Origin of the sequence: Pseudomonas huaxiensis (assembly GCF_003231275.1) — a bacterium.
Classification (GTDB): domain Bacteria; phylum Pseudomonadota; class Gammaproteobacteria; order Pseudomonadales; family Pseudomonadaceae; genus Aquipseudomonas; species Aquipseudomonas huaxiensis.
On the sequence record NZ_QKVL01000002.1, the window covers coordinates 306206 to 322075 of the forward strand.

Sequence of the window (15870 nt, forward strand, 5' to 3'; positions counted from 1 at the left end):
AGTCTGCCAATACCCTTCCATGGAGCGAAAAAATGAGTTCGTCCCCGGTTCCACAGCGCCATCCCTTAAATATTGCCTTACGCAGTGCGATCCTGGGTTTGGTCGTGAGCAGCTACGCCCTGCCGTCGCTGGCGCAGTCTTCAACCGCTGAGCCGCGCAATCAGGTCCAGCACTGGAACATCGCGGCCGGCCCACTGGCCCCGGCGCTTGATCGCTTTGCCCGCGAGGCTGGTATCAGCCTTTCCTTCGATGCGGCGAGCGTAGCGAACCGTACTACCTCGGGCGTGAACGGCACATTCGACACCGCAGCAGCCCTGTCATCGCTGTTGCAAGGGAGCGAGTTGCAGATCGAGCAGCAAGGCCCGAATGCCTACCTGCTGATCCCTCAACCAAAGGCTGCCGGCCCGCTCGAACTCGGTGCCACCGACGTCGAGGACTTCCGCCTAGCACCCCTGATCGTGAATGCCAAGGTCAAGGTGAATGCCGACGACGACACCAACTCGGTGGTCGCCAAGGAACTCTGGGTCGGCGGCAAGGTGGCGACCAGCATTCTCAACACGCCCGCCTCCGTTTCGGTGGTTACCCGCAAGGAAATGGAGCAACGCAGCGTCAGCACCACGGAAGAAGCGTTGCAATACACCCCGGGCGTGATCAGCGACTTTTATGGGTCGGATGACCGCAACGACTACTTCCAGATCCGCGGTTTCCAGGCCACTACCTACCGTGACGGCCTGACCTTGAGTTCGATGCGCGGCGTCCGCGAAGATCCTTTCGCCTACGAGCGCATCGAGATCCTGCGCGGCGCCAACTCCACTCTATTTGGCCCGGCGGATCCTGGTGGCTCGGTGAACTTCGTGAGCAAACAGCCGCGCTTCGAGCAGTTTGGCCAGGGCTATGTGACCTACGGTTCCTTTGATCATATCGAGACAGGCGTCGATGTCGGGGATGCGCTCAACGACGATAAAACCGTAGCCGGCCGCTTTACCGCCAAAGTGCAAAACAGCGACCGCGAGTACGACCACTCGCAGGACGACAACCGCTTGGTAATGGGTGGTCTGACCTGGGCGCCCACCGATTACACCTCGGCGACCATGGTCCTGGACTACCTGAAAACCGAAAGCTCGCCGAACAGTGGCGGCTACCCGCTGGACAAGGAATACGACCGCAGCGACTTCTATGGTGAGCCCGGCTTCAACTACCACAATGTCGAGCGCACCAGCCTCAGCGGCAACGTCACCCACGACTTCGACAACGGCTTCGTGCTGCGCAGCAACCTGCGTTACAGCAAGCTGACCGACGATTATGGCTACGTTTACCTGAGCGATAACGCCTCGCGCGTCGGCACCACGATTCCCCGTTATCTGCTGGGAACGGACAGCGATGCCAACCAGTTCAACGGCAACCTGATGCTGCAATACGACGCCCGCTTCGAGAACATCGACAGCAGCACCCTGGTAGGCGTTGAGTATCTCGACTCGTCGACCAAAGAGCGTTCCGTTTACGACCTGGCGTCCTCGATCGACATCGCCAACCCAGTGTTCACCGGCGTTTCAAGCGCACTCACGCCGTACACCGCGAAAAAGAGCGACACCACCACCAAGGCGGTCTTCCTCCAGCAGAACCTGTCGTTCTATGAGCGTTTCATCGTTACCGCCGGTGTGCGCAACGACTCAATGGAACTGTCCAGCAAGGGTTACAACCAGTTCTCCAGCCCTGTGCAATTCGATGATAACGACAACTTCTCCGAGACCTCCTACCGCGGTGCGCTGACCTACATCGTCAACGATGAAGTTTCCACTTACGTGAGCATGGTCGAGTCCGTCTCGCCGCCCCAGGTGGGTGTTACACCACAGACCGGCAAACAGTACGAAGTGGGCGTGAAGTATTCGCCGATGGGGATGGATGCACTGTTCTCGGCGGCGATTTACGACCTGACCCAGGAAAACGTCACCATCGCCGTGGTGCTGCCGAGCGGCATCATTGAACAGCAGACAGTGGGCGAATCGCGGATGCGCGGCCTCGACCTGGAAGCCAAGGCGCAAGTGACGCAGAACGTCAGCCTGGTTGGCGGCTACTCGTACATGAAGTCAGAAGTTCTGCGCGGTTCGTTGTACGACGGCAGCTCCCTCAAGGGCAATGAGTTCACCACCGCACCGAAGCATTCCGCTTCGCTGTGGAGTTACTACAGCGTGCCCGGCACGGACGTCAGCGTCGGCCTCGGCGCGCGCTATGTCGGAGCGTATTACCTGAATGCCGCCAACACCGGCAAAAGCGACGGCACCACGTTGTTTGACGCTGCTTTCAACTACCAGATTGCCAAGGGTACCGAGCTTGCGGTGAATGTCAGCAACTTGCTGGATGAGCAGCATGTGGTGGGTTCAGGTACGGCGAACTTCTATAACCCGGGGCGGGAGGTTACGGCGAAGGTGAGTTACAACTGGTAAGGCGTTTTCCCGGTAGGAAGTGGTGCCCGCTGGAAAGCGGGCACTGCTGACTCGAGCTTTCATAAAAACAGACAATTAAAGTTGACACCTACAGCACCCACCGAAGCCCCGCCAGCGCTCCCACGGCAATCGCGACAGTGAACAGCATCGGCAAGCGCCAGGCGGCAACCAGTGTGATGGCCAATGCGATCAGCTCTTCAGGATGAGGTGAAACGAAGTGTGGCGCGATCACCGAAATCAGCACGCATCCCGGTGCTGCCTCCATTACCGCGCGGGCACGCGGCCCGAGCTTGCGTTTGCGCAGCAGCAGATAACCCGCGAGGCGTGTCGCATAGGTGGCTGACGCCATGCCCCCAATCGTCAGCAAAGCCGACATGCTGATCATGACGCTATCGCCCGAAGGTAAGTGAACAGCATTCCGGCAATGACGCCGGCAAATACGAACCAGGCACCAGGCACCGTGAGGTAGACAAGAATCGCAACCCCCAGGCTGATCAACCAGGAACAAGCCAACCGCGGCCCTTTCCACATCCCCCTGAGCAGCACGATGAAGACCGCCGGGAACGCCATCGCAAAGCCATAGGCTTCGATGTTGCCCAGTGCCGGTCCGACCGCAGCGCCGATCAAGGCAAAACCGACCCAGACCGGGTAGAACGGCAAACAAGCGCCACAGTAGTAGGGCCAACTGAAAGCTGCTTGCTGTTGCGCCGAGGACCTCCTCAGGGTATCGGCATAGCTGATCGCCCAACCCTCGTCCGCCATGAAGAACAAGGCCGGAATCACCTTGCGCTTGGGCAAGTGCTGGAGATAAGGCGCCAGCGCCGCCCCCATTACGATATGGCGGCTGTTGATCAACAGGGTAATGAGCACGATCGTCAGCATCGGCGGCACCGCCCCCCATAACTTGATGGCGGCGAACTCCGAGCCGCCGGCAAAGTTGAGGCCGGTCATCGCCCCCACTTCAACCAGTGACAAGCCGACCTGCGAAGCTTGCGCACCGAGAACCATTGCATAAGGGGCAACCGCGAACATGACCGGGAGGGCATCCCTCGCCCCTCGCAGGATCTCGCTTCTATCGTAGGGGTCGGTCATGGGCGGCTACTCACTGCATCACTGTCGTTGTGGTTGCAAGGAGTGTGAATGCGGACGGATCACCCAGAAAAGCGAATATCTGTTATACAGCGCATTCGATTCTCGAATGACTGAATACGATGATTCATTCCAAGGATTTGCAGATCGATTGGTTGCGCACGTTTCTGGCGGTCGTGGATACCGGTTCCATGACTGCGGCGGCGCGCCAGGTCGCCCGATCACAGTCAGCGGTGAGCATGCAGTTGAAAAAACTGGAGGACAGCCTCGGTCGTCCGCTGTTCAAGCGCGAGCCGAGGCAACTGACGTTGACTCCTGCCGGGTATGACCTCCTCGGCCACGCCCGCAAGCTGCTCGAAGCCCACTCGACGATGGTCGATGCGATGCACGGCGGTGCGGTCTCCGGGCGCGTTACTTTGGGTGCGCCGGTTGACTATGCACTGACGTATCTGATGCCCGCCCTGCGCAGCTTCATGACCCGCTTTGGCGAGGTCGAGGTCACATTGGTCTGCGAAGACTCTGCAAGCCTCTGGGCAAAGGTCGACCGTGGCCAGGTCGATCTTGCCTTGGTAACCCGCGATGGCCCTTCGCGGGGCGAACTGCTGTTCAGAGAAGCGTTGGTATGGGGCGCCGCCGAGCAACATGAAGCGTGGAAGCGCAGCCAACTGCCAATAGCCGTGCACGGGCTCAGCGAGCGCTTGCGCACGGCAATCCTTGCCGCTATTTCGGGTTTGGGCCGTGAGTATCGAGTGGTCTACAACAGCCCCAATGTGAGCGGCCAGTTGGCAGCGATGGAAAGTGGCCTCGCTGTGGCCGTGGTCACTCGTTGCAGCTTGCCAGCGCACCTCAAGGTGCTGGATACCCGGCACGGTCTGCCAGAATTGCCGGTGGCGGATGTCGTGTTGACCCGAAGCCGAGACTCGAAAGGCTCACGCGGTGTAGATGCGCTGTACGCACATGTTGCAAGCGCGTTGCGCGATCCACTCCGCGATGGACCTGCCCACGCCCCCAGGGATGATAAATATGCCCTGTGAAAGTGCTCTGCCATTGGTGCTGATTCCCGGCTTCATGCTCGACGAGTCGCTTTGGAACGAGGTAGTTGAACACCTGCCATTCAAGCGCAAGGTTCATCGGGCGAACCTGCTCCAGGGGCATACAATTGCTGAGATTGCTCAGAACATCGCAGCCGACGCACCTCCAAGGTTTGTCCTGATCGGTTTTTCACTGGGCGGCTATGTTGCAAGATCCTTGGTACAGCAGTTCCCAGACCGGGTGGCGGGCCTTGTGTTGATTGCAACGTCACTACGCCCGGACACACCTGTGCAGCAGCGGCTCAAGCAAACTGCGGTGAAGGCATCTGCACAAGGGCAGTTTCGTGGTTTGAGTTCGGTATCGATTAGCCAATCGGTTAACCCACTCCGGGCAAACGACAACGCGTTGATTGGCCGCATTCGTGAAATGGGTCAGCGAATGGGCCACGACGTTTTTGCCAGACAATCCCTGCTGGTCAGGAACGAAATTTCGTCCTGCACTATCCATTGCCCGACCCTGATCATTGCCGGTGCGCAGGACAAACTGAGATTGCCTGAAGAGGCACGGGAGCTGCGTGACGCAATCCCGGGAGCCCGTCTCGAAGTCGTGGAAGAGTCAGGCCACATGATTCCATTGGAACAGCCTGAAAAACTCGCCCTGTTGATATCGCACTGGTTGGATTCGATGGGCTGAAAGTACGAGTAGCCTGCGTATGATTGCCCTCTTCCGAGTGACACCTGTGACCGCTTGCCTTGGCTGGTCAGTCGCCCATTGATCCGAGGAGCCACTGCCGAAAAATCTCGGCAGAAGCTGAGCGCTTGCGATGCTTGAGCGATACCAGGAATTCTCCATTACCCGTCACGCATTCGAAAGGTGTCACCCGCTGCAACTCGCCCTTCGCCAGCGCTTCCTCTGCCATGAACGTCCAGGCCAGGCCGATGCCCATACCCTGCTGAACGGCTCGATAAGCCAATGTCAATTGGTTGAAGACCGGAGCTTTGTCGCGCGCAGCATAGTCGATGCCAAAGTGGCCGAACCATTGATGCCAGTCCAGGCACTGCCAGGCGCACGTATCGATCTGCACCAAATTGGCCTGAGCCAATTGTTCCAGGGTGTAGATTCCAGACACGTCCAATGAAGGATGAGCCACGGCGTAGACGATTTCCGGGAGCAGGAAATCGCTATCCAGCGAGGGCCATTCGCCAGAACCATAGAGAATGCCCACGTCAAAATCATTGAGGCTGGCTTCATCGAATTCGTTGATCGCGTGAACGTGCACGGCGATGTCCGGGTAGGCCTTGTTGAATTCGATCAGCTTCGGAAACAGCCAGAATTGGGCCAGTGCATGGGTCGCCAGCACCGAGACGGCGTTGGACTGATGCACGTTGCGAATTCGCGTGACGCTTTGGTACATCGTGGTGAGGAGCACGTTGACCGTCATCAGCAGCTCATCGCCTGCACTGGTCAACTTGACGCCTCTCGGTTTTCGCTCGAAGAGCGGGACGCCCATACACTCCTCAAGCTGGCGCATCTGTTTGCTCACCGCGCTCTGGGTAAGAAACAGTTCGCCGGCGCCCGTGAAGCTGGCATGCCGTCCCACCGCCTCAAACGTGATCAGGGTTTCCAATGGAGGCAAAGTACGCAGGTAACGGTTAATGGGGGTTCTCCAGAGCGGGTGATTGCACCTACCCATTCCTCACAGGAATGGGTAGCCAACTTCTTATCGCAGGTTGCGCCTACAGACCATGGCTAGAATGCCGCTAAATGGCTTGTCAGAGCAGCGATGATGAACAGTGGAATTGTATTTGCGATTTTGGCGGGTGCCATCTGGGGAGGGGTGATTATCGCCCCTTCGTTACTGCCGGAATTCAATGCTGTGCTGATCAGCAGCGTCCGGTTTGCGCTGTACGGACTGATCTCGCTCCTCGTAGCCTTACCGATTGCATCCCGCATGCTCTCGAAGTTGACGCGCCGCGACGCCTTGACGCTGCTTCGCCTTTCATTCACCGGGAACATCCTGAACTACGCGCTGCTGGGTGCTTCCGTACAACTGAGCGGGGTGACTGCCGCCGCCCTGATCAACGGCATGATGCCGGTTGCCATTACCTTTCTGGGGCGTGGCGATGCAGGATCCCTGCCCCTGACCAAGCTCAAACTGCCCCTGTTGATGATATTCCTGGGCATCGTATCGGTCAGTCTCGAACACTCAACTGCCGGGACAGCGAATACCTCACTGTCTTCTCAGTTGCTGGGGCTGGCCTGCGGGTTCAGTGGGGTGGTCTGTTGGTCTTGGTACGCGACTCACAATGCCCGTTATTTAAAGCAAAGCCATTTCAACAGCAGCGAGTGGTCGACGCTGTTGGGCATCGTAACGGGCGTCGTGGCGGTGGTGTTCAGCATCGCGGCCCTGATCCTGTTCCCGAAACTGCTACCCACCCGTGTGGAAAGCAGTCGCTGGATGGCTCTACTGTGGGTCTGTCTGTTCCTGGCACTCTGCGGTTCGTGGGTTGCGAATGGGCTGTGGAATGCCTGCTCGCGCCGAATGGCCACATCATTGAGCGGACAGATGATCGTGTTCGAAACGCTGTTTGCCTGTGTATACGGTTTTCTGTTCAGCCAGCGAATGCCAGGCTTGATGGAGGTGACATCAATCGTATTGTTGGTGGGTGGGGTCGTCTGGGCGGCGAAGCGTCACCGAACGGTGCCGTTGGAACATGCTGAGCCGTAGCCGCTGGTATCAGGTGGGCGAGTGGTCCACCATTTCCAAGCCGCGAAATCACTTGTGGTACTGACAAAACACTCTGAACACCTTAAAAGTCCGGGAGCTGCATGAGTTTCGATATCGTCCTTTTGAAACCAGTGAACCTGAATGCATCCGACTTGGCTGACATAGAGGAAGTAACTGAGGTAGGCCCCAGTGCCGCTGTTCTCGCACTGCTGGAACAAGTATTCCCGGGATGCACCCAAGAGGTATTTACCAAAGGGGAATCATTTTCGGTCGAGTCAAGCCTGGCTGGAGATCCCGTAACCTCCATCCACATGACGCTCAGATTTGGCTCGGCTTGGTCCGAGTCAGATCATGACGACTTCTTTGCGCCTCTTTCCAACCTCTGCAAAGTGCTTGAGTTGCAGGCGTATGCCATGACTGACAACTCACGTATTGCATGACATCGGTCATTTCGGGAAAAGCGGCAATCGCGGTTCACCCCCTGAACGCGCCCGGTTGCTGATTATTGAACAGGTGCTCGGCGGAGACCTAACCCCGAGCGCCCTGCCCGCTCAAGCCCGATGTGGATACCCTGCCCACCAGCCGCCAAAGCGCTGTAGCCTCATCCCGCTCAATAACCCCCTGCACTTCAAGCCGCTCAAGCGTCTCCACCGCCCGTTGATAACCAAACAACGCGATCCTGAACCATCGAGATGCCAAACGTCTCATGCGCTTTCAAGCGCTCCAGGAGCTCCAGGTCGTTCATGTTTTCTGTCCTTTCATGAAGGGTGTAATCGTGGAATTGTCCGAAGCCCTTCAGGGGGTCGATTTGCGTCAGCACAACCAACAATGTGCTCCACCCCCAACCACCATCGTCTGAACCCACACCCCCGCACTCCAGGCATTTCCCGATGCAAGCACTGTTGCAAGACATCCTCGACCAGGTCCGCCCGCTACTCAGCCAAGGCCAGGTGGCGCAATACATTCCTGCCCTCGCTCAGGTAGATCCCAACCAGTTGGGCATCGCCGTGCACGGCCTGGACGGTCAGGTGCATTGCGCGGGCGATGCGCAGACCCCGTTCTCGATCCAGAGCATTTCCAAGGTGTTCAGCCTGGTCCAGGCGATCGGCCACAGCGGCGAGGCGATCTGGTCGCGGTTGGGCTACGAGCCGTCCGGGCAGGCGTTCAATTCGCTGGTGCAACTGGAAGCGGAAAAAGGTAAACCGCGCAATCCCTTCATCAACGCCGGGGCGCTGGTGATCTGCGATATCAACCAGTCCCGCTACGCCACACCAACGCTGTCGATGCGCGACTTCGTCCGCCGTCTGGCGGGCAATCCGCGCATCGTCAGCGATGCGCTGGTGGCCGAGTCCGAATACCAGCACCGCGCGCGCAACGCCGCCATGGCGTATCTGATGCAGGCGTTCGGCAATTTCCATAACGATGTCGACGCAGTGCTGCGCAGCTACTTCCACCACTGCGCGCTGTCGATGAACTGCGTGGATGTGGCCCGCGCTTTTGCCTTTCTGGCCAACAGCGGTTATTGCCCACACAGCGGCGAACAGGTGCTCAGCCCGCGCCAGGCGCAGCAGGTCAACGCGATCATGGCCACCAGCGGGCTGTACGACGAGGCCGGCAACTTTGCCTACCGCGTCGGCTTGCCGGGCAAGAGCGGCGTGGGCGGCGGGATCGTCGCGGTGGTGCCGGGACGCTACAGCATCTGTGTGTGGTCGCCCGCACTCAACGCCTCGGGCAACTCGCTGGCGGGATTGCGCGCGCTGGAATTGCTGAGCGAGCGCATCACCGGATCGGTGTTTTCGGCGGTGCCTTGAGCAGTCAGGCCAGACACCGAACTGTCAGCCTGTTGCCAGCCGTCATTGATCGACAAAGGCCTGTGCAGTCGCCGCCAATTGGCCGCCCACCCGCGTTTTCAGCAGGTCGATGAAGCAGGTGATTTTCGCGTCTACATGCTGGCGAGAGGTGTAGACGGCATACACGTTGCGCTCCTGGGTGTGGTAGTCCGGCAAGACCCGGATCAGCCTTCCCGCGCGCAGATCCTCAATGGCCGAGAAGCCCGCCAGCAAGCCGATCCCGGCGCCCTCCTGAATCGCCACCGACATCGCCTCCATGTCGTTCACCCCGAAGCTCGGCCCGGCCGGTGTGAACACCGTACTGCCGCGCGTGCTCTCCAGCGCCCATTCATCCCGGGGGTAGTCGACCGTACTCAGCAACAGGCACTCATGCTCGCTTAGTTGCTCCGGTGTCGAAGGTGGTGCATGCCGCGCAAGATAGTCGGGCGAAGCAACCAGAACGCAATGACTGACCCCGATTTTCTGGCTGACATAGGCGGAGTCCGGCAGCGCACGGGCAATCAGTATCGACACATCCAACTGGTCCTCGAGCAGATTCGGCATGCGCTGGGAAAGCAGTAATTCCACCGTGACCTGGGGAAACGTCCGGCGGTATTCGATAACGGCGGCGGTCACCAGATGCCGCGCCAGCCCCGGCACGCAGTGCACCCGCAGTGTGCCCCGGGGCTCCAGCAACGCGTTGCGCGCCTCGGCTTCCGCGTTGTCGAGATCCGCCAGGATCGTCGTGCAGCGTTCATAGAAACGCCGACCTGCATCGGTCACCGAGAGGCGCCGGGTCGAGCGTTGCAGCAGACGGGTATCGAGCGACTGTTCGAGGGCGGAAACCGCCCGGGACACGTTGCCGACGGTTGAGTCGAGATGATTCGCCACCGCGGTGAAACTGCCCATTTCGACCACTTTGACGAACACCGACATGTTCGAGAGTTTGTCCATTACCCACCTTCTTTACGGCCTGTTGCACTACCCGCAGCGCCAGCAGCGCTGTTCACGCGCCCCTGTCATCACCGCGGACGCCAGGCATCGAGGCCGCATCATGAGGGCAGTCGCAACACGCCGCAACACGCCGGCCACGGGATATTGCTGCTGCGCACAACAGTCATTCCCAACCTCGCTACTAAATCCCGGGCGTTCGGCTTCATAGACTGGCGGCACAGGCACCGCCACGGGGCCTCCCCAGCGCAGCCTCTGCGCCCAACCGACGAAGACTCTCGCCATGCACACGCCTTACGACTCGCTCTATCTGTTTATCGCAGGTGAATGGATCACCTGCGCTGATCGCCAAACCGCCAGCGTCATCAACCCGGCCAACCGCCAGGAAATCGGCCGCGTACCGCTGGCCACCGCGGCTGACCTCGACCATGCATTGGCCGTCACCCAGAAGGCCTTCGCGGTGTGGCGCAACACACCACCGGCGCAGCGCGCACGGGTGCTCAAGGCTGCGGCCGAACTGATTCGCCAGCGGGTCGAGTCCATCGCCACGCAAATGACCCTCGAAGAAGGCAAACCGCTTACCGAAAGCCGCGATGAAGTGCTGCGCGCCGCCGAGTACTTCGAATGGTTCGGCGAAAGCGCTCGGCGAATCGATGGCCGCGTGGTGCCCTCGGACCGCCCGGGTGTGCTGCAACTGGTCAAGCGTCAGGCCATCGGCCCGGTGGCCGCCTTCACCCCCTGGAACTTCCCCGCCATCACCCCGGCCCGCAAGCTCGGCGCCGCGCTGGCCGCCGGCTGCAGCGTGATCATCAAACCCGGCGAAGAAAGCCCCGCCACCGCTCTGGCACTTGCCCGGGCACTGGATGACGCGGGGTTGCCCAAAGGTGTGCTGCAAGTGGTCTTCGGGGTGCCGGACCAAGTGTCGCGCCATCTGATTGCCTCGCCGGTGATTCGCAAGGTGACCTTCACCGGGTCGGTGCCGATTGGCCGCCTGCTTTCGGCGCACGCGGCCGAGGGCGTCAAGCCGATCACGCTGGAGTTGGGCGGTCATGGGCCAGTGCTGGTGTTCGACGATGCCGATGTCGAAAAGGCGGCACGGGAAGGCGTGGCTAACCGCTTTCGCGGCACCGGCCAGGTATGCATTTCATCGACGCGTTTCCTGATTCAGCGCGGCGTGTACCAGCAGTTCGTCGATCAGTTCGTGACAGCAACGCTCGCCCTGAAGCTGGGCGATGGCCTGCACCCCGACACCCAGGTCGGCCCCCTCGCCAACCCGCGGCAAATTGCCAAGATGGTGGAGCTGGTGGCTGACGCCGTGGCCAAAGGCGCACGCGTTCTAGCCGGCGGCAAGCGCCTGCCACGCGAGGGCTTTTTCTTCGAGCCGACGGTGTTGGCCGATGTGCCGATGAACGCCCGGATCATGCACGAAGAACCCTTCGGCCCCATCGCGGTACTGATGCCGTTCGACACCCTGGAAGACGGACTGGACGAAGCCAACCGCCTGCCCTACGGGCTGTCAGCTTATGCGTTCACCACCAGTGCGCGCACCGCCATCGACGTCGCCGACGGGCTTGAAGCCGGCATGATCGGCATCAACCAGTACCGCATCGTCGCCACCGAGCTGCCCTTCGGCGGCATGAAGGAGAGCGGCCACGGCTCGGAAGGCGGCATCGAAGGCATCGAGCATTACCTGACCCACAAATTCATCAGCCAGGTGTGAGGCCACGGCCAACGCCAGCCCCCTTGCCAGACACCTTCATCCACGCGGAGACACACTCACCATGAAAGCCATTACCTTTGAAACCTTCGGCGACGCTGACGTCCTTGAACTGACGGAAGTGCCGAACCCGCAAGTACGCCCCACCGACCTGCTGGTGCGCGTCCATGCCGCCGGGGTCAACCGCGCAGACCTCACCCATCGACGCGGTGGCTACGGGCGCCCTGACTTCGGCGACTCGACGATCATCGGGCTGGAAATCGCCGGCCAGGTGATCGCCAAAGGCAGCGCCGTCAGCGGCTTCGACATCGGTGACCGGGTCATGGGCGTGGTCGGCGGCGGCGCTTACGCCGAACTGGCGCGGATCGACTACCGCATGGCCATGCCCATCCCTGCCCAGCTGGATTACGTGTACGCGGCCGCCATTCCCGAAGTGTTCGTCACCGCCCACGAGGCGATGCTTCATCTGGGCCGGCTCACGTCCGGGGATTCGGTGCTGATTCACGCTGCCGCTGGCGGAGTGGGCTCGGCGGCGGTGCAACTTGCCTACGCCAGCGGGGCGACCGTGTACGCCACCACCGACGGCAGCAAGCGCTCCCGTGTCGAGCACCTCGGCGCCGACGTGGTGATCGACCACAAGAACGAAGATTTTGCCCAGGTCATCGCCGACAAGACCGAGGGGCGAGGCGTGGATGTGATCATAGATTTCATCGGCGAGCCCTACTTTGCCCGCAACATCGCTTCACTGGCCAACGGCGGCAGACTGATCCAGGTCGGGATATTGGGCGGCGGCGGCGAAGTGAGTGTGGAGTTGACGCAGATTCTCTACCGCCATCTGCAGATCATGGGCACCGTGATGAAGTCCCGAACCCAACCGGAGAAACACGCGATGATCGAGCGGTTCCGCGCGCACTGGCTCGACCGCTTTGCAGGCGCGGGCGGCCTTGAGCCGGTGGTCGACAGCACCTTCGCACTATCGCGCGCGGCCGACGCGCACCGACGCATGGAATCGTCGGCGAACGTCGGCAAGATCATCCTGACGATGGATGAGGCTTAGAACTTCATCTCCCACTGCCCCATCAGCGCATGATTGCGGCTGTTGCTGCCCAGTTCGCCGCTGTACCCCAGCCCGATCGACTGCCGCGCACTGACGCCGAGGGTTACGCCTGCTTCAACCACCAGGCTGTCGCGATCCAGCGCACTGCCTTCGACGCTGAACGCATCGCCGCCAGCGAGGAAGGCCTGACGGGTGCGGGTGTCGAGGCTGCCGTAGGTGTGGCGCCAGCCGAGGCTGGCGCGTGGGGTCAGGCTCATGCCGTTGTCCAGTTGGCCAAGGTGAGCGAGGCGCACACCGAAGGTGCTGCTGAGGTTGTCCTGGGTGTCGGTGTCCACTGCCAGTGCGGCGTCGCCGCCCTTTTCGCGGTAGCCGTCGCGGTGGTAGCGCTGGTAGCCGAGGTTGGCAAACGGCTCGGCACTGAAGCGTCCGCTGCCCAGGGCGTAGCCCAGTTCGGCGAAGGCTTGCTGGCTGTCGGCGTCGTAGTCGCCCTTGATCCGTTCGTTGAAACCGCTGAAGACCAGGCTGCGTTTGCTGTCGCCGTCGTGGGCGCTGTAGGCGGCGCCCAGGCGCAGGGCCAACGGGCCGCTCTGGCGCAGGGCGTAGACGCCGGCGTGCCAGCTATTGACCTTGCCGTCCAGGCTGGTGGCATCCAGCCGAGTACGCGAGTAGCCGCCCAGCACGCCGAGACGCCAGTCGCTGCCCACCGCCCAGTCCAGGCCAAGCACCAGGCCGCCGGTGCGTTGTTCCAGGGCGCTGCCGCCATGGCTGCCGTCAACCTTGCCGTAGCTGCCGAGGGCCTGGGTCCACAGCCGGCCGCGGGCATTCGGGTCGTTCAAGTCACGCACGCCTTGTGGCAGACCGGTGGCCGCGAGGACCGGGGTGTCCCGTTCATCGAGGCCGACCAGCAAGCCCGCCGTGCTGCCCATCGATTGCATCGCACTGAGCATGCTGCCGCCGACCTGGGCGCTGCCGGCCAACGTCGCGCCGGCGAGGTTGGCGGTGCTGCTGCCGCTCAGTTGTTCGATGGCGTTGCCCGCGGTGGCGGTGGAGGTATTGAGCAGCGCGTTGTACAGCGCGCTGTCGCTGCCGAGGCTGCCCAGGGTGCGGGCGGCGGCGCCGCTGTTGGCGTTCTGGGTGTACTGGGCGAACGACACGTCGTTGCGGGTGTAGTCCAGGCCCACCGAGGTGCCGCTGTAGCTGAGGCTCGGGGTGAGGAAGGCGTAGTCGCTCTCGACCTTGCCGAAAGTGCCTTGCACCGCGCCGGCGTTGAGCACGGTGTAGTGGCTCTTCCATGGGTACTCGCCCGCCGACGGCTGCACATGCAGGGTCGCGCCGTTGAGGCGGGCGGTACCGCTGACGGCGATCGGCGCGCTGCTGCCGTCGGCGTTAACGCCATACACCAGGCTCGCGCCGCTGCCAAAGTTGAGGTCGCCCTTGACCGTGGCCACGCCCAGCCCCTTGTTGGTCAGCAGGCTGCCGTTGACCGTCAGGCCGCCGACCGAGCCGCCACCGGCATAAACGCCACCGGCATCCACCACCAGCGCGCCGAGGATGCTGCCTTGGTTGACCAGGGTCGCGCCGGCGGTGACGCTGCCGCCCTGGCTGAAATCGTTCTGGCTGCTGAGGGTCCAGCGACCGCCGCTGACCACCAGCTTCTCGAAGTTGGCGCTGTTGCCAAAGCTGCCGCTGCCGTCGAGAGTCAGGGTATCGATCCCCGCCCCGCCATCCACCAGGCCGTTGAAGACACCGCCGGTGGTGACGATCAGGTGGTCGTTGCCGCCGCCCATGCTCAGCGCCAGGCCATTGCCGCCAGTGAGGGTGCCGCCGTTGGTGACGGTGTCGTCGTAGTCGCCGATCAGTTTGATGGCAAAACCGCGCTCGCCTTCGATCCGGCCGTAGTTGGTAATGGTGGTCGCGGCGACGCCGGCGCCTTCCGCGCCGTCATCCACCAGGATGCCGTTGTCGACGCTGCGGATCACGCCCGTGGCGGTGTTGACGATGCTGCCGCCGCCCATGGCGATGCCTTCGCTGCCGTTGGGCCGGCCGCCGCTGTCGACGCCTTTGGCACCGAGGCCCTGGATCGTGCCTTCGTTGTAGATATGGCCGATCAGGTCGATGTCCACACCGTCACCGTCGCCGTTGATCTTGCCGTCGGCAATCGCGCCGGTGATCACCCCGCCGGCGTAGTTGAACACGGTACCGGAACCGTCGGAGCCGAAGCCCGAGCCGTTGCGCCCGGTGACAGTGCCGTAGTTGTACAGGGTGGCGTCGGTCTTCAGGTCGATGCCGTGGCGGTCGGCGCTCACGGTGCCGTAGTTGTAGACGGTAACGCCGGTAGATTCGCCGATCTTGATGCCGTCGTACTTCTGGTCCTTGCCGTCCTTGTCCTGCGGTGCGGTGTCGGTGCGGATCAGGCCGTAGTTGGTGATCACCGCGTTGGAGCCGGTCTTGATCGCGTCGTTGCCCACCGAGTGGATCACGCCCGTGGCTTCGTTGGTCAGCGTGGTGGTGAACTTCGGATTGTTCAGGGTTTCCAGGTCGATCGCCTGGCCATCCACGGTGGACTCGATGGTGCCGGCATTGACGATCTTCAGGCTGCCGCCGGCAACCGGGTTGGTCTGGATCCGCAGGCCGTCGTTGGTGCCCTGGATCAACGCACCCGCGCGGTTGTTGATGACGAAGTGGCTTTCGTCCTCGCCATCGCTCTTGGTGTCGATGCCGCGGGCGACAGTGGAGCGGATGATCCCGGCGTTGTCCACGCTGACCGTGGTGCCGCTGGTTTGCTTGGGCAGGATCACGCCGTCATCGCTGCCGGCAACGATGCTGCCCTGGGCGGTGACCTTAAGTGTGTCGCCCTTTTTCAGCTCCAGCGTGTCGCGGGTGGCGCTGCTGATCAGGTAGTCCTTGGCGAAACCGGACGGGGCAAAAGAGGCACTGGCGAGTGCGACGCAGAGGGCAAGGCGATGCGGCGTGAAGAGCATGGTGAGCGACCGTTATCCTTATTGAAAGGCGCTCAATATGGC

General features: G+C 61.6%; 14 protein-coding genes. 8 read left to right on the forward strand and 6 right to left on the reverse strand.

Features of this window, described 5'->3' with window-relative positions; translation table 11 throughout:
* The first annotated feature begins 32 nt into the window (after positions 1-32).
* Complete coding sequence (locus tag DM374_RS04600; RefSeq protein WP_110968819.1) at positions 33-2444, forward strand: TonB-dependent siderophore receptor; 2412 nt, start codon at positions 33-35, stop codon at positions 2442-2444.
* A gap of 88 nt (positions 2445-2532) precedes the next feature.
* Here the strand turns inward: DM374_RS04600 and DM374_RS04605 are convergent, their stop codons facing one another.
* The gene (locus DM374_RS04605) at positions 2533-2829 is read right to left on the reverse strand and encodes an AzlD family protein (RefSeq protein ID WP_110968820.1); all 297 of its coding nucleotides are present in this window, start codon (positions 2827-2829) and stop codon (positions 2533-2535) included.
* On the reverse strand, positions 2826-3536 hold the full coding sequence (locus DM374_RS04610; protein ID WP_110968821.1) for an AzlC family ABC transporter permease: 711 nt from the start codon (positions 3534-3536) through the stop codon (positions 2826-2828). Before DM374_RS04610 ends, DM374_RS04605 begins: the two co-directional genes overlap by 4 nt.
* 119 nt (positions 3537-3655) lie before the next feature.
* Between DM374_RS04610 and DM374_RS04615 the strand changes: the two genes are divergently transcribed.
* Positions 3656-4567 carry a LysR family transcriptional regulator gene (locus DM374_RS04615; RefSeq protein WP_110968822.1) on the forward strand — a complete coding sequence of 304 codons (912 nt, stop codon included), beginning with the start codon at positions 3656-3658 and terminating at the stop codon, positions 4565-4567.
* Positions 4557-5258 carry an alpha/beta fold hydrolase gene (locus DM374_RS04620; protein ID WP_110968823.1) on the forward strand — a complete coding sequence of 234 codons (702 nt, stop codon included), beginning with the start codon at positions 4557-4559 and terminating at the stop codon, positions 5256-5258. Before DM374_RS04615 ends, DM374_RS04620 begins: the two co-directional genes overlap by 11 nt.
* Positions 5259-5325: 67 nt before the next feature.
* Here the strand turns inward: DM374_RS04620 and DM374_RS04625 are convergent, their stop codons facing one another.
* On the reverse strand, positions 5326-6258 hold the full coding sequence (locus DM374_RS04625) for a LysR substrate-binding domain-containing protein (protein ID WP_110968824.1): 933 nt from the start codon (positions 6256-6258) through the stop codon (positions 5326-5328).
* Positions 6259-6348: 90 nt separating this feature from the next.
* On the opposite strand from DM374_RS04625, the gene DM374_RS04630 reads away from it, so the two are divergent.
* Together DM374_RS04630 and DM374_RS04635 are read left to right on the forward strand one after the other, a co-directional pair.
* The gene (locus DM374_RS04630; RefSeq protein ID WP_110968825.1) at positions 6349-7293 is read left to right on the forward strand and encodes a DMT family transporter; all 945 of its coding nucleotides are present in this window, start codon (positions 6349-6351) and stop codon (positions 7291-7293) included.
* A gap of 101 nt (positions 7294-7394) precedes the next feature.
* Entirely contained in the window at positions 7395-7733 is a 339-nt protein-coding gene (locus tag DM374_RS04635; RefSeq protein ID WP_110968826.1) for a hypothetical protein, read from the forward strand.
* 197 nt (positions 7734-7930) lie between these two features.
* On the opposite strand, the gene DM374_RS04640 is transcribed toward DM374_RS04635, so the two are convergent.
* Positions 7931-8158: a hypothetical protein gene (locus DM374_RS04640; RefSeq protein WP_110968827.1), complete on the reverse strand. Its 228-nt coding sequence runs from the start codon at positions 8156-8158 to the stop codon at positions 7931-7933.
* Between the two features lie 25 nt (positions 8159-8183).
* On the opposite strand from DM374_RS04640, the gene glsB reads away from it, so the two are divergent.
* Positions 8184-9104: a glutaminase B gene (glsB, locus tag DM374_RS04645; protein ID WP_110968828.1), complete on the forward strand. Its 921-nt coding sequence runs from the start codon at positions 8184-8186 to the stop codon at positions 9102-9104.
* Positions 9105-9146: 42 nt separating this feature from the next.
* Here glsB and DM374_RS04650 read toward each other — a convergent pair whose 3' ends face one another.
* Entirely contained in the window at positions 9147-10076 is a 930-nt protein-coding gene (locus DM374_RS04650; RefSeq protein WP_110968829.1) for a LysR family transcriptional regulator, read from the reverse strand.
* Between the two features lie 280 nt (positions 10077-10356).
* Here DM374_RS04650 and DM374_RS04655 point away from each other — a divergent pair, with 280 nt between their 5' ends.
* Entirely contained in the window at positions 10357-11793 is a 1437-nt protein-coding gene (locus DM374_RS04655) for an NAD-dependent succinate-semialdehyde dehydrogenase (protein WP_110968830.1), read from the forward strand.
* Between the two features lie 61 nt (positions 11794-11854).
* Entirely contained in the window at positions 11855-12847 is a 993-nt protein-coding gene (locus DM374_RS04660) for an NAD(P)H-quinone oxidoreductase (protein ID WP_110968831.1), read from the forward strand.
* Here the strand turns inward: DM374_RS04660 and DM374_RS04665 are convergent.
* Positions 12844-15828, reverse strand: coding sequence for an autotransporter outer membrane beta-barrel domain-containing protein (locus DM374_RS04665; protein ID WP_110968832.1), 2985 nt, complete (start codon positions 15826-15828; stop codon positions 12844-12846). The two genes, DM374_RS04660 and DM374_RS04665, sit on opposite strands and share 4 nt — an antisense overlap.
* Positions 15829-15870 lie beyond the last annotated feature (42 nt).